13 protein-coding genes and 1 pseudogene are annotated in these 16,606 nt (G+C 40.5%); 10 read left to right on the forward strand and 4 right to left on the reverse strand.

Annotation, left to right across the window (positions count from 1 at the left end):
- The first annotated feature begins 12 nt into the window (after positions 1–12).
- The 6 genes and pseudogenes from proC (at position 13) to BLW54_RS13110 (ending at position 6,394) form a co-directional block, all read left to right on the forward strand.
- On the forward strand, positions 13–825 hold the full coding sequence (proC, locus tag BLW54_RS13085; RefSeq protein ID WP_035509939.1) for a pyrroline-5-carboxylate reductase: 813 nt from the start codon (positions 13–15) through the stop codon (positions 823–825).
- 165 nt (positions 826–990) lie between these two features.
- Complete coding sequence (locus BLW54_RS13090; RefSeq protein WP_035509941.1) at positions 991–1,470, forward strand: PH domain-containing protein; 480 nt, start codon at positions 991–993, stop codon at positions 1,468–1,470.
- Positions 1,460–2,947 (forward strand): PH domain-containing protein, encoded by a 1,488-nt coding sequence (locus BLW54_RS13095; protein ID WP_051744235.1) that lies wholly within the window; start codon positions 1,460–1,462, stop codon positions 2,945–2,947. The genes BLW54_RS13090 and BLW54_RS13095 overlap by 11 nt, the downstream gene beginning before the upstream one ends.
- Positions 2,948–3,075: 128 nt before the next feature.
- Positions 3,076–4,371 carry an NCS2 family permease gene (locus tag BLW54_RS13100; RefSeq protein WP_035509943.1) on the forward strand — a complete coding sequence of 432 codons (1,296 nt, stop codon included), beginning with the start codon at positions 3,076–3,078 and terminating at the stop codon, positions 4,369–4,371.
- A gap of 170 nt (positions 4,372–4,541) precedes the next feature.
- Positions 4,542–4,721 (forward strand): annotated as a pseudogene (locus BLW54_RS13105) (CAP domain-containing protein); the annotation flags it as partial.
- A gap of 485 nt (positions 4,722–5,206) precedes the next feature.
- Positions 5,207–6,394, forward strand: coding sequence for a NupC/NupG family nucleoside CNT transporter (locus tag BLW54_RS13110; RefSeq protein WP_035509945.1), 1,188 nt, complete (start codon positions 5,207–5,209; stop codon positions 6,392–6,394).
- 187 nt (positions 6,395–6,581) lie between these two features.
- On the opposite strand, the gene BLW54_RS13115 is transcribed toward BLW54_RS13110, so the two are convergent.
- Complete coding sequence (locus BLW54_RS13115; protein WP_074735106.1) at positions 6,582–7,934, reverse strand: MATE family efflux transporter; 1,353 nt, start codon at positions 7,932–7,934, stop codon at positions 6,582–6,584.
- Between the two features lie 109 nt (positions 7,935–8,043).
- Between BLW54_RS13115 and murG the strand changes: the two genes are divergently transcribed.
- From murG to helD, 4 genes are all read left to right on the forward strand, one after another.
- A complete protein-coding gene (murG, locus tag BLW54_RS13120) occupies positions 8,044–9,120 on the forward strand; it encodes an undecaprenyldiphospho-muramoylpentapeptide beta-N-acetylglucosaminyltransferase (RefSeq protein WP_035509948.1) in 1,077 nt (358 codons plus the stop codon).
- A 300-nt stretch (positions 9,121–9,420) separates the two neighbouring features.
- A complete protein-coding gene (locus BLW54_RS13125) occupies positions 9,421–9,846 on the forward strand; it encodes an ATP-binding protein (RefSeq protein WP_083391538.1) in 426 nt (141 codons plus the stop codon).
- Positions 9,847–9,851: 5 nt separating this feature from the next.
- The gene (locus BLW54_RS13130; protein WP_035509952.1) at positions 9,852–10,205 is read left to right on the forward strand and encodes a hypothetical protein; all 354 of its coding nucleotides are present in this window, start codon (positions 9,852–9,854) and stop codon (positions 10,203–10,205) included.
- 229 nt (positions 10,206–10,434) lie between these two features.
- Entirely contained in the window at positions 10,435–12,696 is a 2,262-nt protein-coding gene (gene helD, locus BLW54_RS13135; RefSeq protein ID WP_074735110.1) for an RNA polymerase recycling motor HelD, read from the forward strand.
- Between the two features lie 89 nt (positions 12,697–12,785).
- On the opposite strand, the gene BLW54_RS13140 is transcribed toward helD, so the two are convergent.
- From BLW54_RS13140 to BLW54_RS13150, 3 genes are read right to left on the reverse strand one after another with little or no spacing between them, the layout of a single operon-like run.
- Positions 12,786–13,922, reverse strand: coding sequence for a Ger(x)C family spore germination protein (locus BLW54_RS13140; protein WP_074735112.1), 1,137 nt, complete (start codon positions 13,920–13,922; stop codon positions 12,786–12,788).
- On the reverse strand, positions 13,919–15,025 hold the full coding sequence (locus tag BLW54_RS13145; RefSeq protein WP_074735114.1) for a GerAB/ArcD/ProY family transporter: 1,107 nt from the start codon (positions 15,023–15,025) through the stop codon (positions 13,919–13,921). The genes BLW54_RS13140 and BLW54_RS13145 overlap by 4 nt, the downstream gene beginning before the upstream one ends.
- Positions 15,022–16,503: a spore germination protein gene (locus BLW54_RS13150; RefSeq protein WP_244153515.1), complete on the reverse strand. Its 1,482-nt coding sequence runs from the start codon at positions 16,501–16,503 to the stop codon at positions 15,022–15,024. The genes BLW54_RS13145 and BLW54_RS13150 overlap by 4 nt, the downstream gene beginning before the upstream one ends.
- Positions 16,504–16,606 lie beyond the last annotated feature (103 nt).

A 16,606-nucleotide genomic window follows, 5' to 3' on the forward strand; every position in this document is an offset into this window, starting at 1 on the left:
GAGGGATGAACGGTGAATAAGCGAATAGGTTTTATCGGTTGCGGGCAGATGGGGCAGGCGATGATTCAAGGAATGATCGATGCTGGCCTTGTAGAAGCGAGTGATATCGCTGCAACAGCCTTATCAGATGAAACGATTGATTTTGTCACAGATGAATATGGAATCAATATATCCAATGAGAATAAAAGAGTAGCGCGAGAAAGTGATCTGCTTTTTCTCGCAATTAAACCTTATGTATATCAAGGGGTCGTTCAGGAAATTAAAGACGAAGTATCAGAAGGTACAGTAGTCATCACTATTGCTGCAGGCATTACTTTAGATGCGATGAAAGAGGCATTCGGGCGCAATGTGAAAGTGATTCGTTCCATGCCTAATACTCCATCACTGGTGGGAGCGGGGATGAGTGTGTTATGCCCGAATGATTTTGTTACAAAAGAAGAGTTAGCAGAAGTAATGGAAGTGTATGAAAGCTTTGGTGAAGCCGAGGTCGTAGAAGAAAAGTTAATGGATGCAGTGCCTGCGGTAAGCGGTTCTTCTCCTGCTTTTGTTTACATGTTGATTGAAGCGATGGCAGATATGGCTGTCCAGCAAGGATTACCAAGGGAAAAAGCGTATAAGATGGTTTCCCAATCCGTTCAAGGTGCTGCTCAAATGGTCAAAGAGACAGGACGTCACCCTGGTGAATTAAAGGATGCGGTATGCACCCCTGGCGGGACTACAATTGCAGGGGTAACGAAGCTTGAGGAAGCTGGTTTCAGAAATGCCATAATGCAAGGGATGAAAGCATGTACCGATCAATCTAAAGCATTATCAAAGGGGAACTAATGAAATGAGCCGGTCTGTTATGTCCGGCTTCTTTGATAAAACAAACAGCATGATAGAAAGGCTCCATGTTGAAATTTAAAGAGCTACAGGAAACACACGTTACCGTGTGAGTGTGCATGGAACATAAATGCATCTTAAACGTATGAAGATACAGGAGGTGGAGACATGGATCATCAACCGACACAGCGTATATCTCTCCGTGCCTTAACGTTATGGCGCATCTATGGAGTCATCCAGGCCGGAATCATTCTTTTATTAACCATCGGCCTTACAGTAGCTATCGTTTTATGGGGCTGGCCGTGGTGGTTATGGCTGATTGGAGCAGGAGTTTTTCTTATCCAATTTCTCATTTTTGTATGGCTTGTCCCTAAGTTGAGATGGAGACGTTGGAGATATGATGTCCGAGAACAGGAAATTGATTTGCAACAGGGGCTCTTTATTGTCACACGGACACTTGTCCCTATGGTCAGGGTCCAGCACGTGGATACAGAACAAGGGCCGTTGTTGAGAAAGTTTCGTTTATCTACGATCAGTATCTCTACAGCTGCAACCATACATAAAATTCCAGCATTGGATGAGCAGGAAGCAGAACGACTGCGTCAGTCCATCTCTTCCTTGGCAAGGGTGGCGGAAGATGATGTTTGAACCTAAACGACTGCATCCAATTTCAGCTATTATCAATTTTGTTAAAACATTAAAAGATGCAGCCTTGCCACTAATTCTGGTCCTCGTTCTGAATGGGAATATCTTTCGTGGGAATGTGGATTGGCTGCCTCTTCTCATTTGGGCGGGTGTTTTGCTTCTTGTTTTAGGATCAGGGATCATCCGGTGGCTCCGTTTCACTTATAGAATGGAAGAAGGAGAATTAAGGATTGAATACGGGTTGATTTTCCGCAAGAAAAGGTACATCCCCATTGACCGTATTCAAAGCCTCGATTTCTCAGAAGGAATATTTCACAGACCATTAAACCTTGTAAAGGTATCTGTCGAAACTGCCGGTTCTTCAGGAAATGAAAAGGCAGAAGCGGAACTGACAGCTATCCGTCGTGAGGAAGCGGACGAACTTGAGGAGGCCATTTTTCAGGAAAAGAAACATAAATGGTCAGGATATGACGAGGAATCGGATATGGGTGGAGAAATAGAGGAATCCCCACGTGAGAAAGTGTATGGGATGACGATGAAAGAAATTATTATGATGGCTATTACATCAGGTGGTGCAGGTGTGGTTATCTCGGGTGTGGCTGTCTTTTTCTCACAATTTATGGATCTTCTTCCGGTGGGGACGATTTATAATGAAATACTTGATTGGATTCAGATAGGGATTCTTGTTGTTGCTTTTACTGTACTAGTCCTATTATTAATTGCCTACGCTATTTCGATCGTAATGACAATTTTACGGTATGCAAATTTTTCCGTCTTTCTAGATGCGGATGACCTCATTATTACTCGTGGATGGTTGGAAAAAAAACAGATGACGATTCCCTTAAATCGAATCCAGGGAATAAAGATGGAAGAGAACTTAATACGACAGCCATTAGGATATGCTTCCGTTACATTAATCAGCGCTGGAGGTTCTGTGTTAAAAAATGATGAACATCAGCTGAGATTATTACCGATGATTAAGAGAGAAGAAGTCAGCGAAATCCTTAAAAAGGTTTTGCCAGACTATGAAGTGGTTAAAGATTTTCATCAACCGCCTAAACGATCATTAGTACGGTATATCTTCCGTCATTCTTGGTTCGGCTTTGCAGCGGCTATACCACTTAGTGTATTCTTTTTTCCTTATGGCCTTCTTTCTATTCTGGGAGGGGTGTTTTTAGCAGTCCTAGGATGGATGGCGTACAAGGATGCAGGATGGAATGTGCTTCGTGATCAACTGACTTTGCGTTCCAGAGGAATTATTAAACAAACCTATACCATGAAAAAATACCGGATTCAATCTTCTTATAAAAAACAGACGTATTTTCAAAAGAGGTCAGGATTATCCAGTATCGAAGTGACGCTAACTTCAGGCAATGGAAGAGCGCTCGCTTACTGTTATTATATGGAGGAGAAAGATTCGAATCACATTATGGAATGGTATAGAATGAAGAAAATACGGGAAAAACCAGCGAAGGTCTAATTCTTTTGCTGGTTTTTTTGTTGGAATTGTATAAAAACGAACGTTAATTTATTTATTGTTGATTTTTGTTCGTGAAAATATTATTATAATAAACGTTCGAATTCTCACTGAAAGTTTGGTGTTTCCAAATGTTAAATAAATTATTTCGATTAAATCAAAATCATACGGATGTTAAAACGGAAGTTCTTGCGGGGATTACAACTTTTTTGACCATGATCTATATCGTTGTGGTGAACCCTGCAATTCTATCTAATGCGGGTGTTCCTTTTGAACAAGTATTTATGGCTACTATTATTGCTGCTGTGGCAGGGACACTCATTATGGCATTTGCAGCCAATTACCCGATCGCGATTGCGCCGGGGATGGGCCTTAATGCGTACTTTGTGACGGAAGTGATTCAGCAGGATGTCAGTTATTCCGTCATTCTTGGGGCGGTTTTCGTTTCAGGAATTCTTTTTATCATCCTAAGTTTGACAAGTTTGCGGGAGACATTAATCACCGCTATTCCTCCTTCATTGAAATATGGGATAACTTCAGGCATCGGGTTGTTCATTGCGTTTCTTGGTTTGAGAATGTCGGGAATCATTGTATCGGATGAGTCGACCCTGGTAACCCTTGGAGACTTGACAGCTCCTGGACCATTGTTGACAGTGGTTGGTCTTTTTATTACGTTAGGACTTATTGCAAGAAATGTCACGGGCGGCCTATTTATCGGGATGTTCATTACAGGCATTATCGGATTTTTCACGGGTCAGCTTCAGATCGATGGATTCATGGATGCTCCTCCTGCCCCTGTTTTTTGGGATATGGATATTGGAGCTGTTTTCAGTAATGGTTTATATACCGTCATTTTCGCTTTCCTTCTTGTTACCATTTTTGATACAACAGGAACAATGATTGGAGTGGCTGAACAGGCAGGATTCATACGAAAAGATGGCAGCCTTCCAAGGGCTCGTGCAGCATTAATGGCAGACGCTTCCGCTACAACAGTTGGTGCTATGTTCGGCACAAGTCCTTCTTCTGCTTATGTTGAATCATCGTCAGGTGTCGCTGCAGGAGGTCGTACAGGATTGACAACCACTGTTGTTGCCCTTCTTTTCATTTTATCGATGTTTTTTGCTCCTGTGGTAGGGGCGGTCTCGGGTTTACCCGCTATTACAGCTCCTGTATTGATTATTGTCGGGTGCTTTATGATGGGTGGACTTGCAAAAGTGAATTGGGGATCTTTTGATGATGCTTTTCCAGCATTTATTATCATCCTATCTATGCCTTTGACTTCAAGCATAGCTACAGGAATTTCCTTTGGCTTTATCACTTACCCTTTGTTAAAGCTTGTGATGGGGAAAGGGAAAGACGTCCATTGGATGTTGTATATGTTCGCAATCATTTTCATCCTACAGATGGTCTTTTTCCCAGGCCATTAATATCCAAACCCTATGGCTCCAGCCATAGGGTTTTTCTATGTGAAGATCTATCATCTTAAAGAATTAAATGGGAGTGAAGCCTATCCTGAAATAACGATAGAATCAAAAGTGAGTGTGGAAATTATCAGCCATGGCATCATAAATTAAAGTATTTTCTGGATGTGAACACAAATACAGCTGAAAACATTGCAGCAGGACAACAAACCCCTCAGGGGGTCGTAAAGGGGTGGATGGAAAGCCCAGGCCATAGAAAAAACATTCTGGATCCAGACTTGAGACAGATTGGTGTTGGCTATGCAGAAGGTGGCAGTTACGGTTATTATTGGACTCAAATATTCATTACTCAATAAATAAGAGTAGTGCCAAGAGCGGCAGTACTCTTATTTAGATAAATTCAATGGGTTTATACCTAGAACAAGGGTGACAGATCTCTTTTCACTTTTGTTGTATTCCCTTTACAATTCCTAATGCATAAAAACTAAAAAGACGCTGCAAGGCGTCTTTTTGTCGCTTAAGTAATCCTAGTGTTACGAGAATGTTTGATGTAGGTTTAGCGGAGGATGAGCAGCCGAGTGTACGTTCACACAGGAAATCAGCAAGAATAGTTCGGACGACCCCTTGGGTAAAACAAATTTCCTAGAATTTTTTAAAAATGGATAATCCCTTAAGATTACTGCCATATTAGACTTAGAAGAGTTTATGATCATGATTTGTTATTTATTACATGCAAATAATCCTTGCATGACGTCTGACAACCTGATAAAATCCATAGTGGAATTACTTGATGTAAGCATTTTCATAATTACTTTTTTTACCAAATAGGGGAGGACTTATTGTGGGTATTCTTTTAGGCATTCTTGCTGTTGCGATCATTCTTGGAATCGCTTTTTTGATGTCCAACGATCGTAAAAATATTAACTTCAAGGGTATAGTAGTCATGCTTGTCGTTCAATTATTGATTACGGCGTTCATGTTTAATACTAAGATTGGTCAAATCATTATTGACGGGATTTCGGCCGGTTTTAATAAACTTATTGAATTTGGTTCTATAGGTGTGGATTTTGTACTAGGTGGAGTAGAAGTAGGAGACGGCGGCGTATTCTTCTTCAACGTTCTATTGATTATCATTTTCTTCGCGACGATTTTGTCTGTCCTTACTTATTTAAAGATCTTGCCTTTTATTATCAAGTATCTTGGGTGGGGGCTTTCAAAAATCACAGGTCTTCCAAAAGTGGAGTCTTTCAACGCGGTAAATAGTATTTTCTTTGGTCAATCTGAAGCACTTATTGCTATTAAATCACAGTTCCACAATTTGAATAATAACCGTTTGTACATTGTTAGTGCATCTGCAATGGGGTCGGTATCTGCGTCTATTGTTGGTGCGTATCTTGGAATGTTGCCAAGTCAATACATTCTCGTAGCACTTCCGCTGAACATGTTCAGTGCTTTGATTGTTTCCTCTATCATTGCCCCTGTTAAAGTATCTAAAGAAGAAGATAAAGTCGATATTCAGGATGTATCCAATGCGAAAAGTTTCTTCGAAGCTATGGGGAATGGCGCACTTGACGGTGGTAAAATAGCATTGATTGTTGCCTCTATGTTGATTGCCTTTATTGCTTCATTAGAACTAGTAAACTGGGCGTTCGGTGCTGTATTCAACGGCTTTACACTTCAGGAGCTTCTTGGTTACATTATTGCACCAATTGGATTTCTTATGGGTATTCCAGCAGGAGAAGTTGTAGATGCTGGGGCCATCATGGGTACGAAAATTGTAACAAACGAATTCGTGGCGATGCTCGAATTTTCCAACATGATTAATAGCGTTTCTGAAAAAACGGTAGGAATTGTAACGGTCTTCCTTACAAGTTTCGCGAACTTCTCATCTATTGGGATTATTGCGGGTACGGTTCAAGGAATCGATGCTGAAAAAGGTGGACGAGTCTCCGGCTTTGGTATGAAACTTCTAGTTGGTGCCACTTTAGGATCCATGCTCTCTGCAACCATTGCAGGACTATTCCTATAAAATGCTAAAAAGCCTGAATGAGGGTATCCTCCATTCAGGCTTTTTTTAGTGTATTCTAAGTATCCGTTTAAGGAACAAGAGTGTTGCTTTCTCAAGTCTCTCCCCATTGTTAAAGAGTGGTTTGGATCTTTTAATAAGAGGTCTGGGTCCCTCCCCTCTTAAATGAAAGGAAAGTCGAAGTCGTATTTTAATGAGCGTGGAGTTTTTTTCTTTGAATAATAAGCATACGGATGAGCAGTGTGATAGCTCCAGCTGTCAAACCGATGGTCAGACTTAGCCAATATCCATATGGACCGAAGTCTGTGTAGTTCGCTAACAAATATCCACTCGGTAAACCAATCCCCCAATAAGAAATAAAAGCCATCACAAGCGTAATGTTCACATCTTTATAACCGCGCAGAATCCCTTGTAATGGGGCACCGAATCCGTCGGAAAGCTGAAAGAAAATCGCATAGATAATGAAATTTTTCGTAAGCTCAATAACCGTATCATCCGTACTGTACAGTTGAGCAATTGTATCATCAAACAGATACAAAATAAGACCGGCTAAAAGGCTCATCGAAACCGCTAATATAATTCCAAGATACGAATAGGTTTTCGCTTCTTTTTGTCTCTCAGCTCCAACTTCAAATCCCACGGCAATTGTAAGGGTAAACGCGATACTTAAGGGTACCATGTAGAGCAGGGAAGCAAAATTGATCGCTGCCTGGTGAGCGGCAATTGTATTCGTATCATAAGCTGTCATGAAAAAAGTTACGGCAGCAAAAATACTCGTCTCAAAAAAGATGGCAAATCCAATGGGCACACCGATCTTTAACTGAGTCCGCCATTCTTTTACATCTGGAGAAATCCACGATTGGAAAATTCTATAAACACTTAAAGGGTGAAGCTTATGGGTGACAAGGATGATGATAAATAAGGAAACCCAGTAGGTAAGTGCCGAGGCGACACCTGCTCCAACCCCTCCAAGTTCGGGCGCCCCTAAACGACCGAAAATGAACATATAGTTAAACAAAATATTGACGGGCAGGGCCATCAAGATCACCATCATGGAAATTTTAGTTTGCCCTAAAGCATCTACAAATGACCGTAGAATGTTAAAAACAAAGAGAGGAACAATACCGATTCCCAAAGTGATTAAATAATATTTAGCCACATAACGGACCGTTGGAGCAATATCCAGCAAGGAAAGGATAGGGTCGAGTAAAAAAAGGCCGATCGTACCGATTACGCCTGCTAAAAGAACGGACAGATAGATTCCTTGTTTCACAGAATAGGAAATCTCCTCGTCTTTTTTTGCTCCTTTCAGTTGGGCTACAATTGGTGATATGGCCATTAGTATTCCATTTAACCCTGTAAAAACAGGAACCCAGATACTTGATCCGATGGCCACGCCTGCCAATTGATCCGGACCTGCCTTACCTGCCATAATCGTGTCAAAGAAGTTCATTCCATACATTCCTATTTGGGTAATGAGAATGGGGAAAAGGATGATAGTAAACAGTTTTATTTTTTCGCGCAAAGTTTTGGTTTCATACATAGCCAGCACTCTTTTCTGGTACAATTCTCTTTAGAGGAATACGAGGATTATAGCATACTAATACATGGAAACCTACCTGGAAAGACCTCGGAAAGGACGTTGATGATAGATGAGTCAAAAACGAATACTATTTACAGGTGGAGGCACTGCGGGACATGTGATCGTCAATCTTGCCTTGATACCTGAATTTCAAAAACAGGGATATGAAGTGGACTACATCGGATCCTATGAAGGGATAGAGAAAAAATTAATAGAGTCACTTGAAGGTGTTACTTACCATGGGATATCGACAGGGAAATTAAGAAGGTATATGTCTAAGGAAAATTTTAAAGATCCTTTTAAAGTATTAAAAGGCCTTGTTCAATCCTTAAATATTCTTCAAAAACGTAAGCCCCAGGTTATTTTTTCAAAAGGTGGGTTCGTTTCTGTACCCGTTGTTATGGCAGCACGATTAAAAAACATTCCAACAGTTATTCACGAATCTGATTATACACCTGGGCTTGCCAATAAGTTGTCATTTCCTTTTGCAAAGAAGATTCTCGCAACCTTTCCCGAAACTATGAATCATCTGCCTGAGGGAAAAGGCGAATATATCGGGGCAGTCGTAAGGGAAGAACTCTTTGAAGGGAATCGTGCGAAAGGCCTTTCCCTGTGTGACTTCCATAAACAAAAGCCGGTGGTTATGGTGATGGGAGGAAGTACAGGTTCAAAGAAAATTAATGATGCCATTCGTAATCTTTTGGATAAGCTGTTACAAGAAGTTCAAATAGTTCATATTTGTGGTCATGGGCACAAGGATCCTTCGATTAACAAACGAGGCTACGCGCAGTTTGAATATGTTCAAGACGAGTTGAAAGACTTGTTTGCGGCTACGGATTATATCGTTTCTAGAGCAGGATCTAATGCCATTTTTGAGTTCTTAGCTTTAAAAAAGCCCATGCTTCTTATTCCATTATCAAGGAGTGCCAGCAGAGGAGATCAGATTTTAAACGCAGATTCTTTTGTTAAGCAGGGGTATGCGATTAAATTAGAAGAAGAAGAGTTAACGGATGAAAGGTTATTAGCGGATCTCCAGAAGTTGATCAGCAACCGAGAGACGATCCTTAAAGAAATGCAGAACTACCAGAGTGATCGGACGAAGGAGAAAGTGATTGATATCATTCAATCTCATGAACGAAAAAAATAATAAAACGATCAATAGGGGTGTTTGGGAAGTGGGGGAGAAAATTCCTTTCCTTCTGGAGGTGAAGCTAGTGGAGAGTTCGAAAGGTTGAGGTGAACCGGGGGTCCGGTTAAAAATGATTGCGAAGCGGAAGAGTTAAATAGAGATTTAGCTGAGAGAGCTCACATGGACATGCTTTTAGGATGAAAAGATACTCCCTCTCCCTTTTAAATGATGATCACAAAGGGAATAGAAGGACTAGATGCTATTCAATCGTTAATCGTTTTGAAGAATGAATGTCATCCACTTAGAAGGGGAGGTTGAATGATGAAGACATCTCTGGAAGCTGCCATCAGACGCCCTAGAGAATTAAAAAATGTGCGTCGAAAATATTCACCATACCTTGCCAAGTATTATGGGAATGATCAACTTCTTGTTGACGCATCTATAACGGAAGCCGTATGGAATGCGTGGCTACACGGGCACCATAAAAAAACAGACTACCCTGTGCTTTTAAAAATTCACTTTTTGAATACGCGCTTAATAGTGAGGGTTTATGATCAAGGTTCCGGGTTTGACTGGAAATCTTATCAACGAACAAGTACTGGGAAATCATGTTTTCCCAGTATAGAATATGTAGATCAAAGTGAACACGGAATAACGTTAATGCTTAGAGTTATGGATGTTTTGCGTTATAATGATAAAGGTAATGAATGCTTGCTAATGAAAAAATATCTCTATCAGGAGTAGGTTTCGTGAACACAAACATATGTCGTTATTGCTATAAAGAAATTCAAGATCGTGATGAACTCATCACCGCATCCAACTGGTTTAGAATTCGTCCCTACCATTTTCGTTGTTTCGAACTTCTCGAGCAGGATACGAAAACTATTGCTGGAACATGGACCCCAATTAATGGGAGAGTAGGGATGGTTACTGTCATCCTTATGGGAATTTTAGCTGTTGTCCTTCTTATGACTCATTTATTAGGCAGAATTGGAGATTTGTTGGGCATACTGGCTCTATATCCTGTGCTTTTACGTATACTGTCCTACGTAATATTTGAGATGCGACTTCCTAAATATGTAGAAAATAAACGCAGACTTTAAAGGCAAGCGGTTTAGTTTTTAGAGGAAAGAACCTAAAACTAAATCGCTTCTTTGTATTTTGAGGGAGGTTTATTGTTTGCGTTTCCAGAACCCGTATGATATCTTATTATTCCGTTGCTTCGAGTACTGCATGGAAGGCCCGCACTCACTCGTCATTCCATAACTGGAGAACGTAAATGGTTATTACTGAGACTCTCTTCAGAACCGTTGCTAAAGGAGGAATGGCTAAATGACGGAACGACATCCGGATTTTGAACAAGAATTAGATCGTCTCTCATTTACAAAAGCTTATATGGATCATCTGATCACTTCCCAGGAATCGGATCAGGAAGACTTAAAGAATCGTCAGGAAGATACTCTCGAGAACCTCACTTTTAAAGATAGTAGTCTCCGTTATCAAGAAATGCTCTCACATGCCAATTTCATGAAAATGTCCAATGACCAATTAGAAAGCCTCAAACATCTACGAAATAAACCATACTTTGCCCGCATTGATTTTCATCGGAAAGAGAAGCCAGAACGTGAAACATTTTATATTGGTAAAACCTCATTATTTGATCGTGAAACGCAATTGCCTATTATTTTGGATTGGCGTTCCCCGTTGGCAAATGTCTATTATGAAGGACGTTTAGGAGAAGTCAGTTATGAAGCCCTTGGCGAAAGGTATGAAGGGGAGGTCTCATTAAAGCGGCAGTATCAGATCGAAGAGGGAGAGCTTTGCGATTACCGTGATATTGATCTTACTACAAAAGATGAGCTACTCCAAGACTCGCTGGCTCAAAATTCAGAGAACCGGTTAACTGAAATCGTTTCGACGATTCAGGAAGAACAGAACCAGATCATCCGAGCAGATTTGAGAAAACCGATTATTGTGCAGGGGGCTGCAGGAAGCGGAAAAACGACCATTGCTCTTCATCGAATATCCTATTTTCTTTATACGATGAAGGATATATTTCATCCCGAAGAAATGTTGATTCTAGCACCGAACCGGTTATTTATCCATTACATATCTGAAGTACTGCCTGAGCTTGGTGTAGACAAAGCAAGGCAGACTACTTATATGGATTTTGTACAAACGGCAACGGGTATTGACCTTCCTGTGATTTCTCAACATGAGGTTCTTATGAAATCAGTGGAAGGATCAATGCCCGCTAGTCAGTTAAGCTATGCTGGATTCAAAGGGTCAAAGTCATTCAAAAGAATCTTAGATCGTTATCTGCAAAGGTTAAAAAAATCCTACAAAGTAGATGAGGACTTTACTTTATGTGGATTTCGTATAAAAAGTGCCAAAGGAATCAATCGTTTGTTTTTTGAAGAATATAGTTACTTCCCTTATGAAGTCCGCGTCCAAAAAATCAAAGCAGTACTGCAAAGTGAGTTACGAAGAAAAAAGAAGCAAATCTTAACTAAGATGGCTACTAAGTATGATGAAGCTCTTGATCAAGCCCTTTATGGAATGAAAGATGCAAACAAACGGAAAATCCGGGTCAGTTTTCTTATCACACGCAAAGAAGAACGACTAAAGGAGATAAAACAGGCTGCCAGGACGGCGGTTTCAAAATATATGAAGCAGTTTCCAAAGGTTAATGTCCTATCCTTTTACCAAAAGCTTTTCGATGAGACGGCTTTTATGTCCTTATGTCCGGAAGCGTCTTATGATGTACAAATGATAAGGAAAGAGACAAAAAAGGCCCATGAAAACAAAAAGCTTTATGCTGAAGATTTAGCCCCTCTTTTATATTTGCAGACCTTCATTACCGGTATGGATCCAGATTACCGCGCGAAAAAAGTAGTTATCGATGAAGCCCAAGATTATAGTTTTATGGAGATATACAGTTTAAGGAAAGCATTTCAAACCGATTTGTTCACCATTGTCGGAGACTTGGCCCAAGGCATCTACCATTATAGAGGAATAGGAAACTGGGAGATGCTTCAGCAAGAGATCTTCCCAACAGCCCAATACCTAACGTTGCAAAAAACCTACAGAACAACGATTGAAATTATGAATTTAGCGAATGGCCTGCTAGATCGTATGCCTGAGGAACTTCCAAAAGCGGAGCCGGTAGTCAGACATGGAGAGCTTCCGGTTTTTATAGAGCGTTCTGTTAATTGGAAGAGAAGATTAAGAGAGCAAATAGATGAATTACAGAATAGTGGAATGAAGAGTTTTGCTGTAGTGACCAAGTCAAAACAGGAAGCCAACTTGGTAGCAGAGCAGTTAAAGGCTGCGGGGCTCCATTTTGAGACTATGAAAGAAGACCAGAATGAGTTGGGGAATCAAGTGATTTTGCCTGCTTATCTTGCTAAGGGTTTAGAATTTGATGTTGTTTTCTTATATTGTGAGCATCAACCTTATGAAGAAAATGAACGTGATATAAAAATGTTATATGTAGCTATGACACGGGCATTGCACCGGTTGTACATGATTGGACAGAAGCCAGAAGATTTTCTGCTAAGTAAAACGGAGAACAATCTTTATTGTAAGGTTTAATCCCTATTTTTTTATGGGCTTATTAATACGGATGACTTACGGAAAGAAGCTCTGTATAATGGACCTCTTCCATGTACAGAGCTCCCTTTTTATTCTGAAATACCATAGCGCAATAGTGTGAAGGAAACATCAAACTTTACCTGAAGGTCTTGAATTTGTTCTCTCCAATTCTCCCTGGTTACACGGTTCGAACGGTTATGTGCATTATATTTTGCTCCAAAACCGACAGGGTCGATTGCGTTTTCTTTTAGGATTTTTAATGTTTCATTTAGGTGTTCGGTTACTTTCTTTTCCATTTCTTTTTCCAGCGTTTTTACGGCATTTTTATTTTTTAAATCAATGTCCTGTGTAATTTCAAGTAACCGTCCTTCCATTTCGAGGGATAGAGATTGTTTAGTAGGTTCTCCCTTGGTAGGGCGGATCTTTGGTTTTGTACTAAGTTCATGGACCGAAACATGTAACGGTCCTTCGGCGGGAGTTTCTATGCTCTCTTTTTTATGATACTTCTTTAAAGCCTCATCCTCTAATTGAATTTGAAACTGCCCATGTTCGAATTCATGGGTCATTAGCATTATATAGAACATCAGGTCCTGAGATACGGTTTGAACTAAACGGTCGTCTTGAAATAAACTTACACCATTAATCACCGTCTTATCATTTTCAAGGGAAAGTAAAGGAAGGATCGGGTCTTTTCCAACATCATAAACATCATGCATGAATGTTGTGAGAAGAGCACTCGGGATAGACTCGTTTTTAATACTCTTTTTGATCAGTTCTTGAATATAATCCCCGGTATTTGGTTGATCCTCATCATTCTTTGATTTTAATAATCTTTCTGTTGGAACTTCACTTGTAGCTAAATATCCCATATCTGATATAGTCGCATCTCTTTGGAGTGTGTCCATATACTTCATCATCCCTCGTTCTGCCAGCTCATTCTCGAAAATTTCTAAACGAACTTGTCCGGAGACTAATTCATGACTAGTTAGGCGTCCAGTGGCGAAACGGACCCCTTTTGATGTCTCTGCCTCCGCAGTGACGACTTGCGAAGTGCTGGTTTCTGCTGGATCAAATTGAAACATGACAAGCGTTCCGCGTATACGCTCACCTTCAGTCAAATCATACCCGACAGCGCTAATGATGCCTAAAGTTTCAATATAGGACTTAGGTAGACAACCTGCAAGCAGCAGGAGAATCACACTAAAGACGCATAAAACCTTTCTCATGGGGCATTCCTCTTTTTCATTCGTTTTTTCAATAGAATGATCAAATAGATAAACACTGGATACACAAACACAATCCAAAAGCCAATTTTTCCTGTCAGGGTGGTCAGTTCATTGACCGTCACCCTTTTTTCTGCGGTTACCGAAGAGATGAACAGACAACAGGCTAGAATGTATAAAGTTGGTTTTTTTGAAAAGTTAAACAATCGTTGCAGGGAGTGAACAATCATCCAGCCGAATAGGACGATATTAGGGATGATCACCATCATCCACAGAGCGACCGCAATGAAATCAAATCTTTCTAGTATGGAAAAGCTGATAATCTTAAACAAGGATAAGGTTGCCCATACAAGTTGGGTTAACTGATCCGGGCTGAAGTATCCAATCGAAACCACCATCACCAGCAGAAGGAGAAAGGTGGTGAAAAATACTCCGGCATGGGTAGGGACAGCGACTCTTTTTTTATCTTGGATATACGGATAAACAAACAGTAAAATCTCCATACCCAGTGCGGTAAACGTCACTTGCTGAGCCCCCCTTAATAAATCTCCTGCGGAAGTTTGCATAATGGGCGTGAAATGCTCCCAATCCATATGAGTAACCGGCTTGTAAATCGTAAACACAAGCCAGATGGTTAGGAAGAAAAAAACAACGCTTGTACCCACCACTACTCTAAAGCCACCTAGGATACTGTAGATCATCAGTGTGAGTAAGAAAAAAGCCATGAGCCATATTGGCATCTCTGGAAAAACGAATACTTGTACCACTTCGATATAATTTTTCAGAACGGTAAGGAGTAATTGGAAAATGTAAATTACGTAAACCATACCGAGAGCCTTCCCAATCCACGTACCGAACAAATCGCATTGGATCCCCAAAATATCTGCATTATCATAGGATTTTAGAATTTGAAGCATGATGAATGCTATGAAATGAAGATAGACTCCGGCAATAAGGACAGCAATCCACGCATCTACCCCTGATTCCAACACCAGAATTCTTGGAATACCCATAAGTCCAGCTCCGATTTGGGAGGTATGAATAATAAAGAACAGGTAGAACGCTTGTACTGATTGATCTGGGGCGAATCGGACATTTGTTTTCATAATCGGTCCACATCTTTGCGTTCATTTGCTTTATCATTACTATAACGGTCTTTGTCCTTTGTCATCATACTCTTTGAGCGCTCCGCATTTTTCTGAAAAGGCAGACGGATGATGGACTCATTGAAATCCTTCCATTGGAAAGGGTAGATGGGTGAAAGGTAAGGGCGTCCCAGAGACTTTTGTTTCAGCAAGTGAATGACTAGAAAGGAAAGGGCAAAAACAATCCCGATAATGCCATAGGCGCCTGCCAGAATAATCATCGGAAAACGAATGATTCGAATGGCTGTCCCCATTAAATAGCTTGGTGCTGTAAAGGATGCTAAAGCACTAAGGGCAATGATAATAATCAAAATGTTACTCGTAAACCCTGCTTCTACTGCTGCCTGCCCAAGAACAATTCCCCCTACAATACCCATAGTTTGTCCAACCTTTGTCGGCAAACGAGCCCCAGCTTCTCTTAATAATTCGATTAACATTTCTAACAAAAGAGCCTCCAGTACTGGTGGGAATGGAACAGTGGCACGCGATTGTCCTAAAGAAACTAACAATGTACTGGGGACAATTTCATAATGAAAGGTAAGAGCGGCCACATACATAGGAGTAAGAATAATAGAAAGAGCCATGGAAACGAAACGAAGCAGACGAATAAAACTTCCCATGTTCCACCGCATATACAGATCTTCCGTTGATTCAAAGAAATTAAATAAGTTCATGGGCCCTATTAACATCGTAGGGCTTTTGTCCACCATAACACCGACACGTCCTTTAGAAATGGAGTTACAGAAGCGGTCAGGGAGTTCCGTGAAAATCAGTTGTGGAAAGACTGTACTCGAAGAATCTTCAATCAATTGGCCAAGAACACTTGTATCTTCTACTTCCGCTACTTTTAAATCTTTGATGCGTTGTCTCATCGTTTCCACATTTTCTTCGTTAGCTAGTGATTTTAAATAAACAATCCGGACTTCTGACTGAACTCTTTCCCCAACAATTAACTTTTCAACGACTAGATCTGACGTATCCAACCGCCATCGAATGACGTTTAAGTTTGTAATTAATGATTCTGTGAAAGAAACTTGAGGACCGAAGACAAGAGATTCTGTTTCTGCCTGGTTTAATGATCGGTGTTCCTGTTTAGGAAGAGCAAATAAAACCGCTTCTTTTTCTCCTTCAATATAAATGCTTACACTCCCATGAATCATTTGCTGAATCATACGATCCATGTTGTCTTCTTGACTCGTGGAGGTGATCGGAATTTTATTAATTAAGTCCTCATTTGACCATTTGTGCTTTGACTTAGTGATGATTTCCATTACTTCGTCTTCTAATTTTTCTTTTTCCACTTGGTAAGCGATATATTGGACGATAATGGCTTGCTCTTCATGTTTGAACGCTTTTTGGATTAGGTCAGGACTCTCATTGAGTAACTGTTTGGACGTTTTCATATACCTTTCCTTATTCATCGGCAGTAACGTTGACAAGAATGACCCTCCTCCTCTCCATTCCTTCTTGATGGAATTAGTATGTGGAAAATAGGAGACATTATGAAAAAGGACGTCTTCTAGACAATAAGGGAGGAGGTGG

It is taken from the genome of Halobacillus karajensis (assembly GCF_900108515.1).
Classification (GTDB): Bacteria; Bacillota; Bacilli; order Bacillales; family Halobacillaceae; genus Halobacillus; species Halobacillus karajensis.

Excerpts from the sequence above, each read along its gene's own strand:
- BLW54_RS13090 (WP_035509941.1), top strand. The coding sequence starts at position 991 with ATGGATCATCAACCGACACAGCGTATATCTCTCCGTGCCTTAACGTTA.
- BLW54_RS13095 (WP_051744235.1), top strand. The coding sequence starts at position 1,460 with ATGATGTTTGAACCTAAACGACTGCATCCAATTTCAGCTATTATCAAT.
- BLW54_RS13100 (WP_035509943.1), top strand. The coding sequence starts at position 3,076 with ATGTTAAATAAATTATTTCGATTAAATCAAAATCATACGGATGTTAAA.
- BLW54_RS13115 (WP_074735106.1), bottom strand. The coding sequence starts at position 7,934 with ATGTATGAAACCAAAACTTTGCGCGAAAAAATAAAACTGTTTACTATC.
- murG (WP_035509948.1), top strand. The coding sequence starts at position 8,044 with ATGAGTCAAAAACGAATACTATTTACAGGTGGAGGCACTGCGGGACAT.
- BLW54_RS13125 (WP_083391538.1), top strand. The coding sequence starts at position 9,421 with ATGATGAAGACATCTCTGGAAGCTGCCATCAGACGCCCTAGAGAATTA.
- helD (WP_074735110.1), top strand. The coding sequence starts at position 10,435 with ATGACGGAACGACATCCGGATTTTGAACAAGAATTAGATCGTCTCTCA.
- BLW54_RS13140 (WP_074735112.1), bottom strand. The coding sequence starts at position 13,922 with ATGAGAAAGGTTTTATGCGTCTTTAGTGTGATTCTCCTGCTGCTTGCA.
- BLW54_RS13145 (WP_074735114.1), bottom strand. The coding sequence starts at position 15,025 with ATGAAAACAAATGTCCGATTCGCCCCAGATCAATCAGTACAAGCGTTC.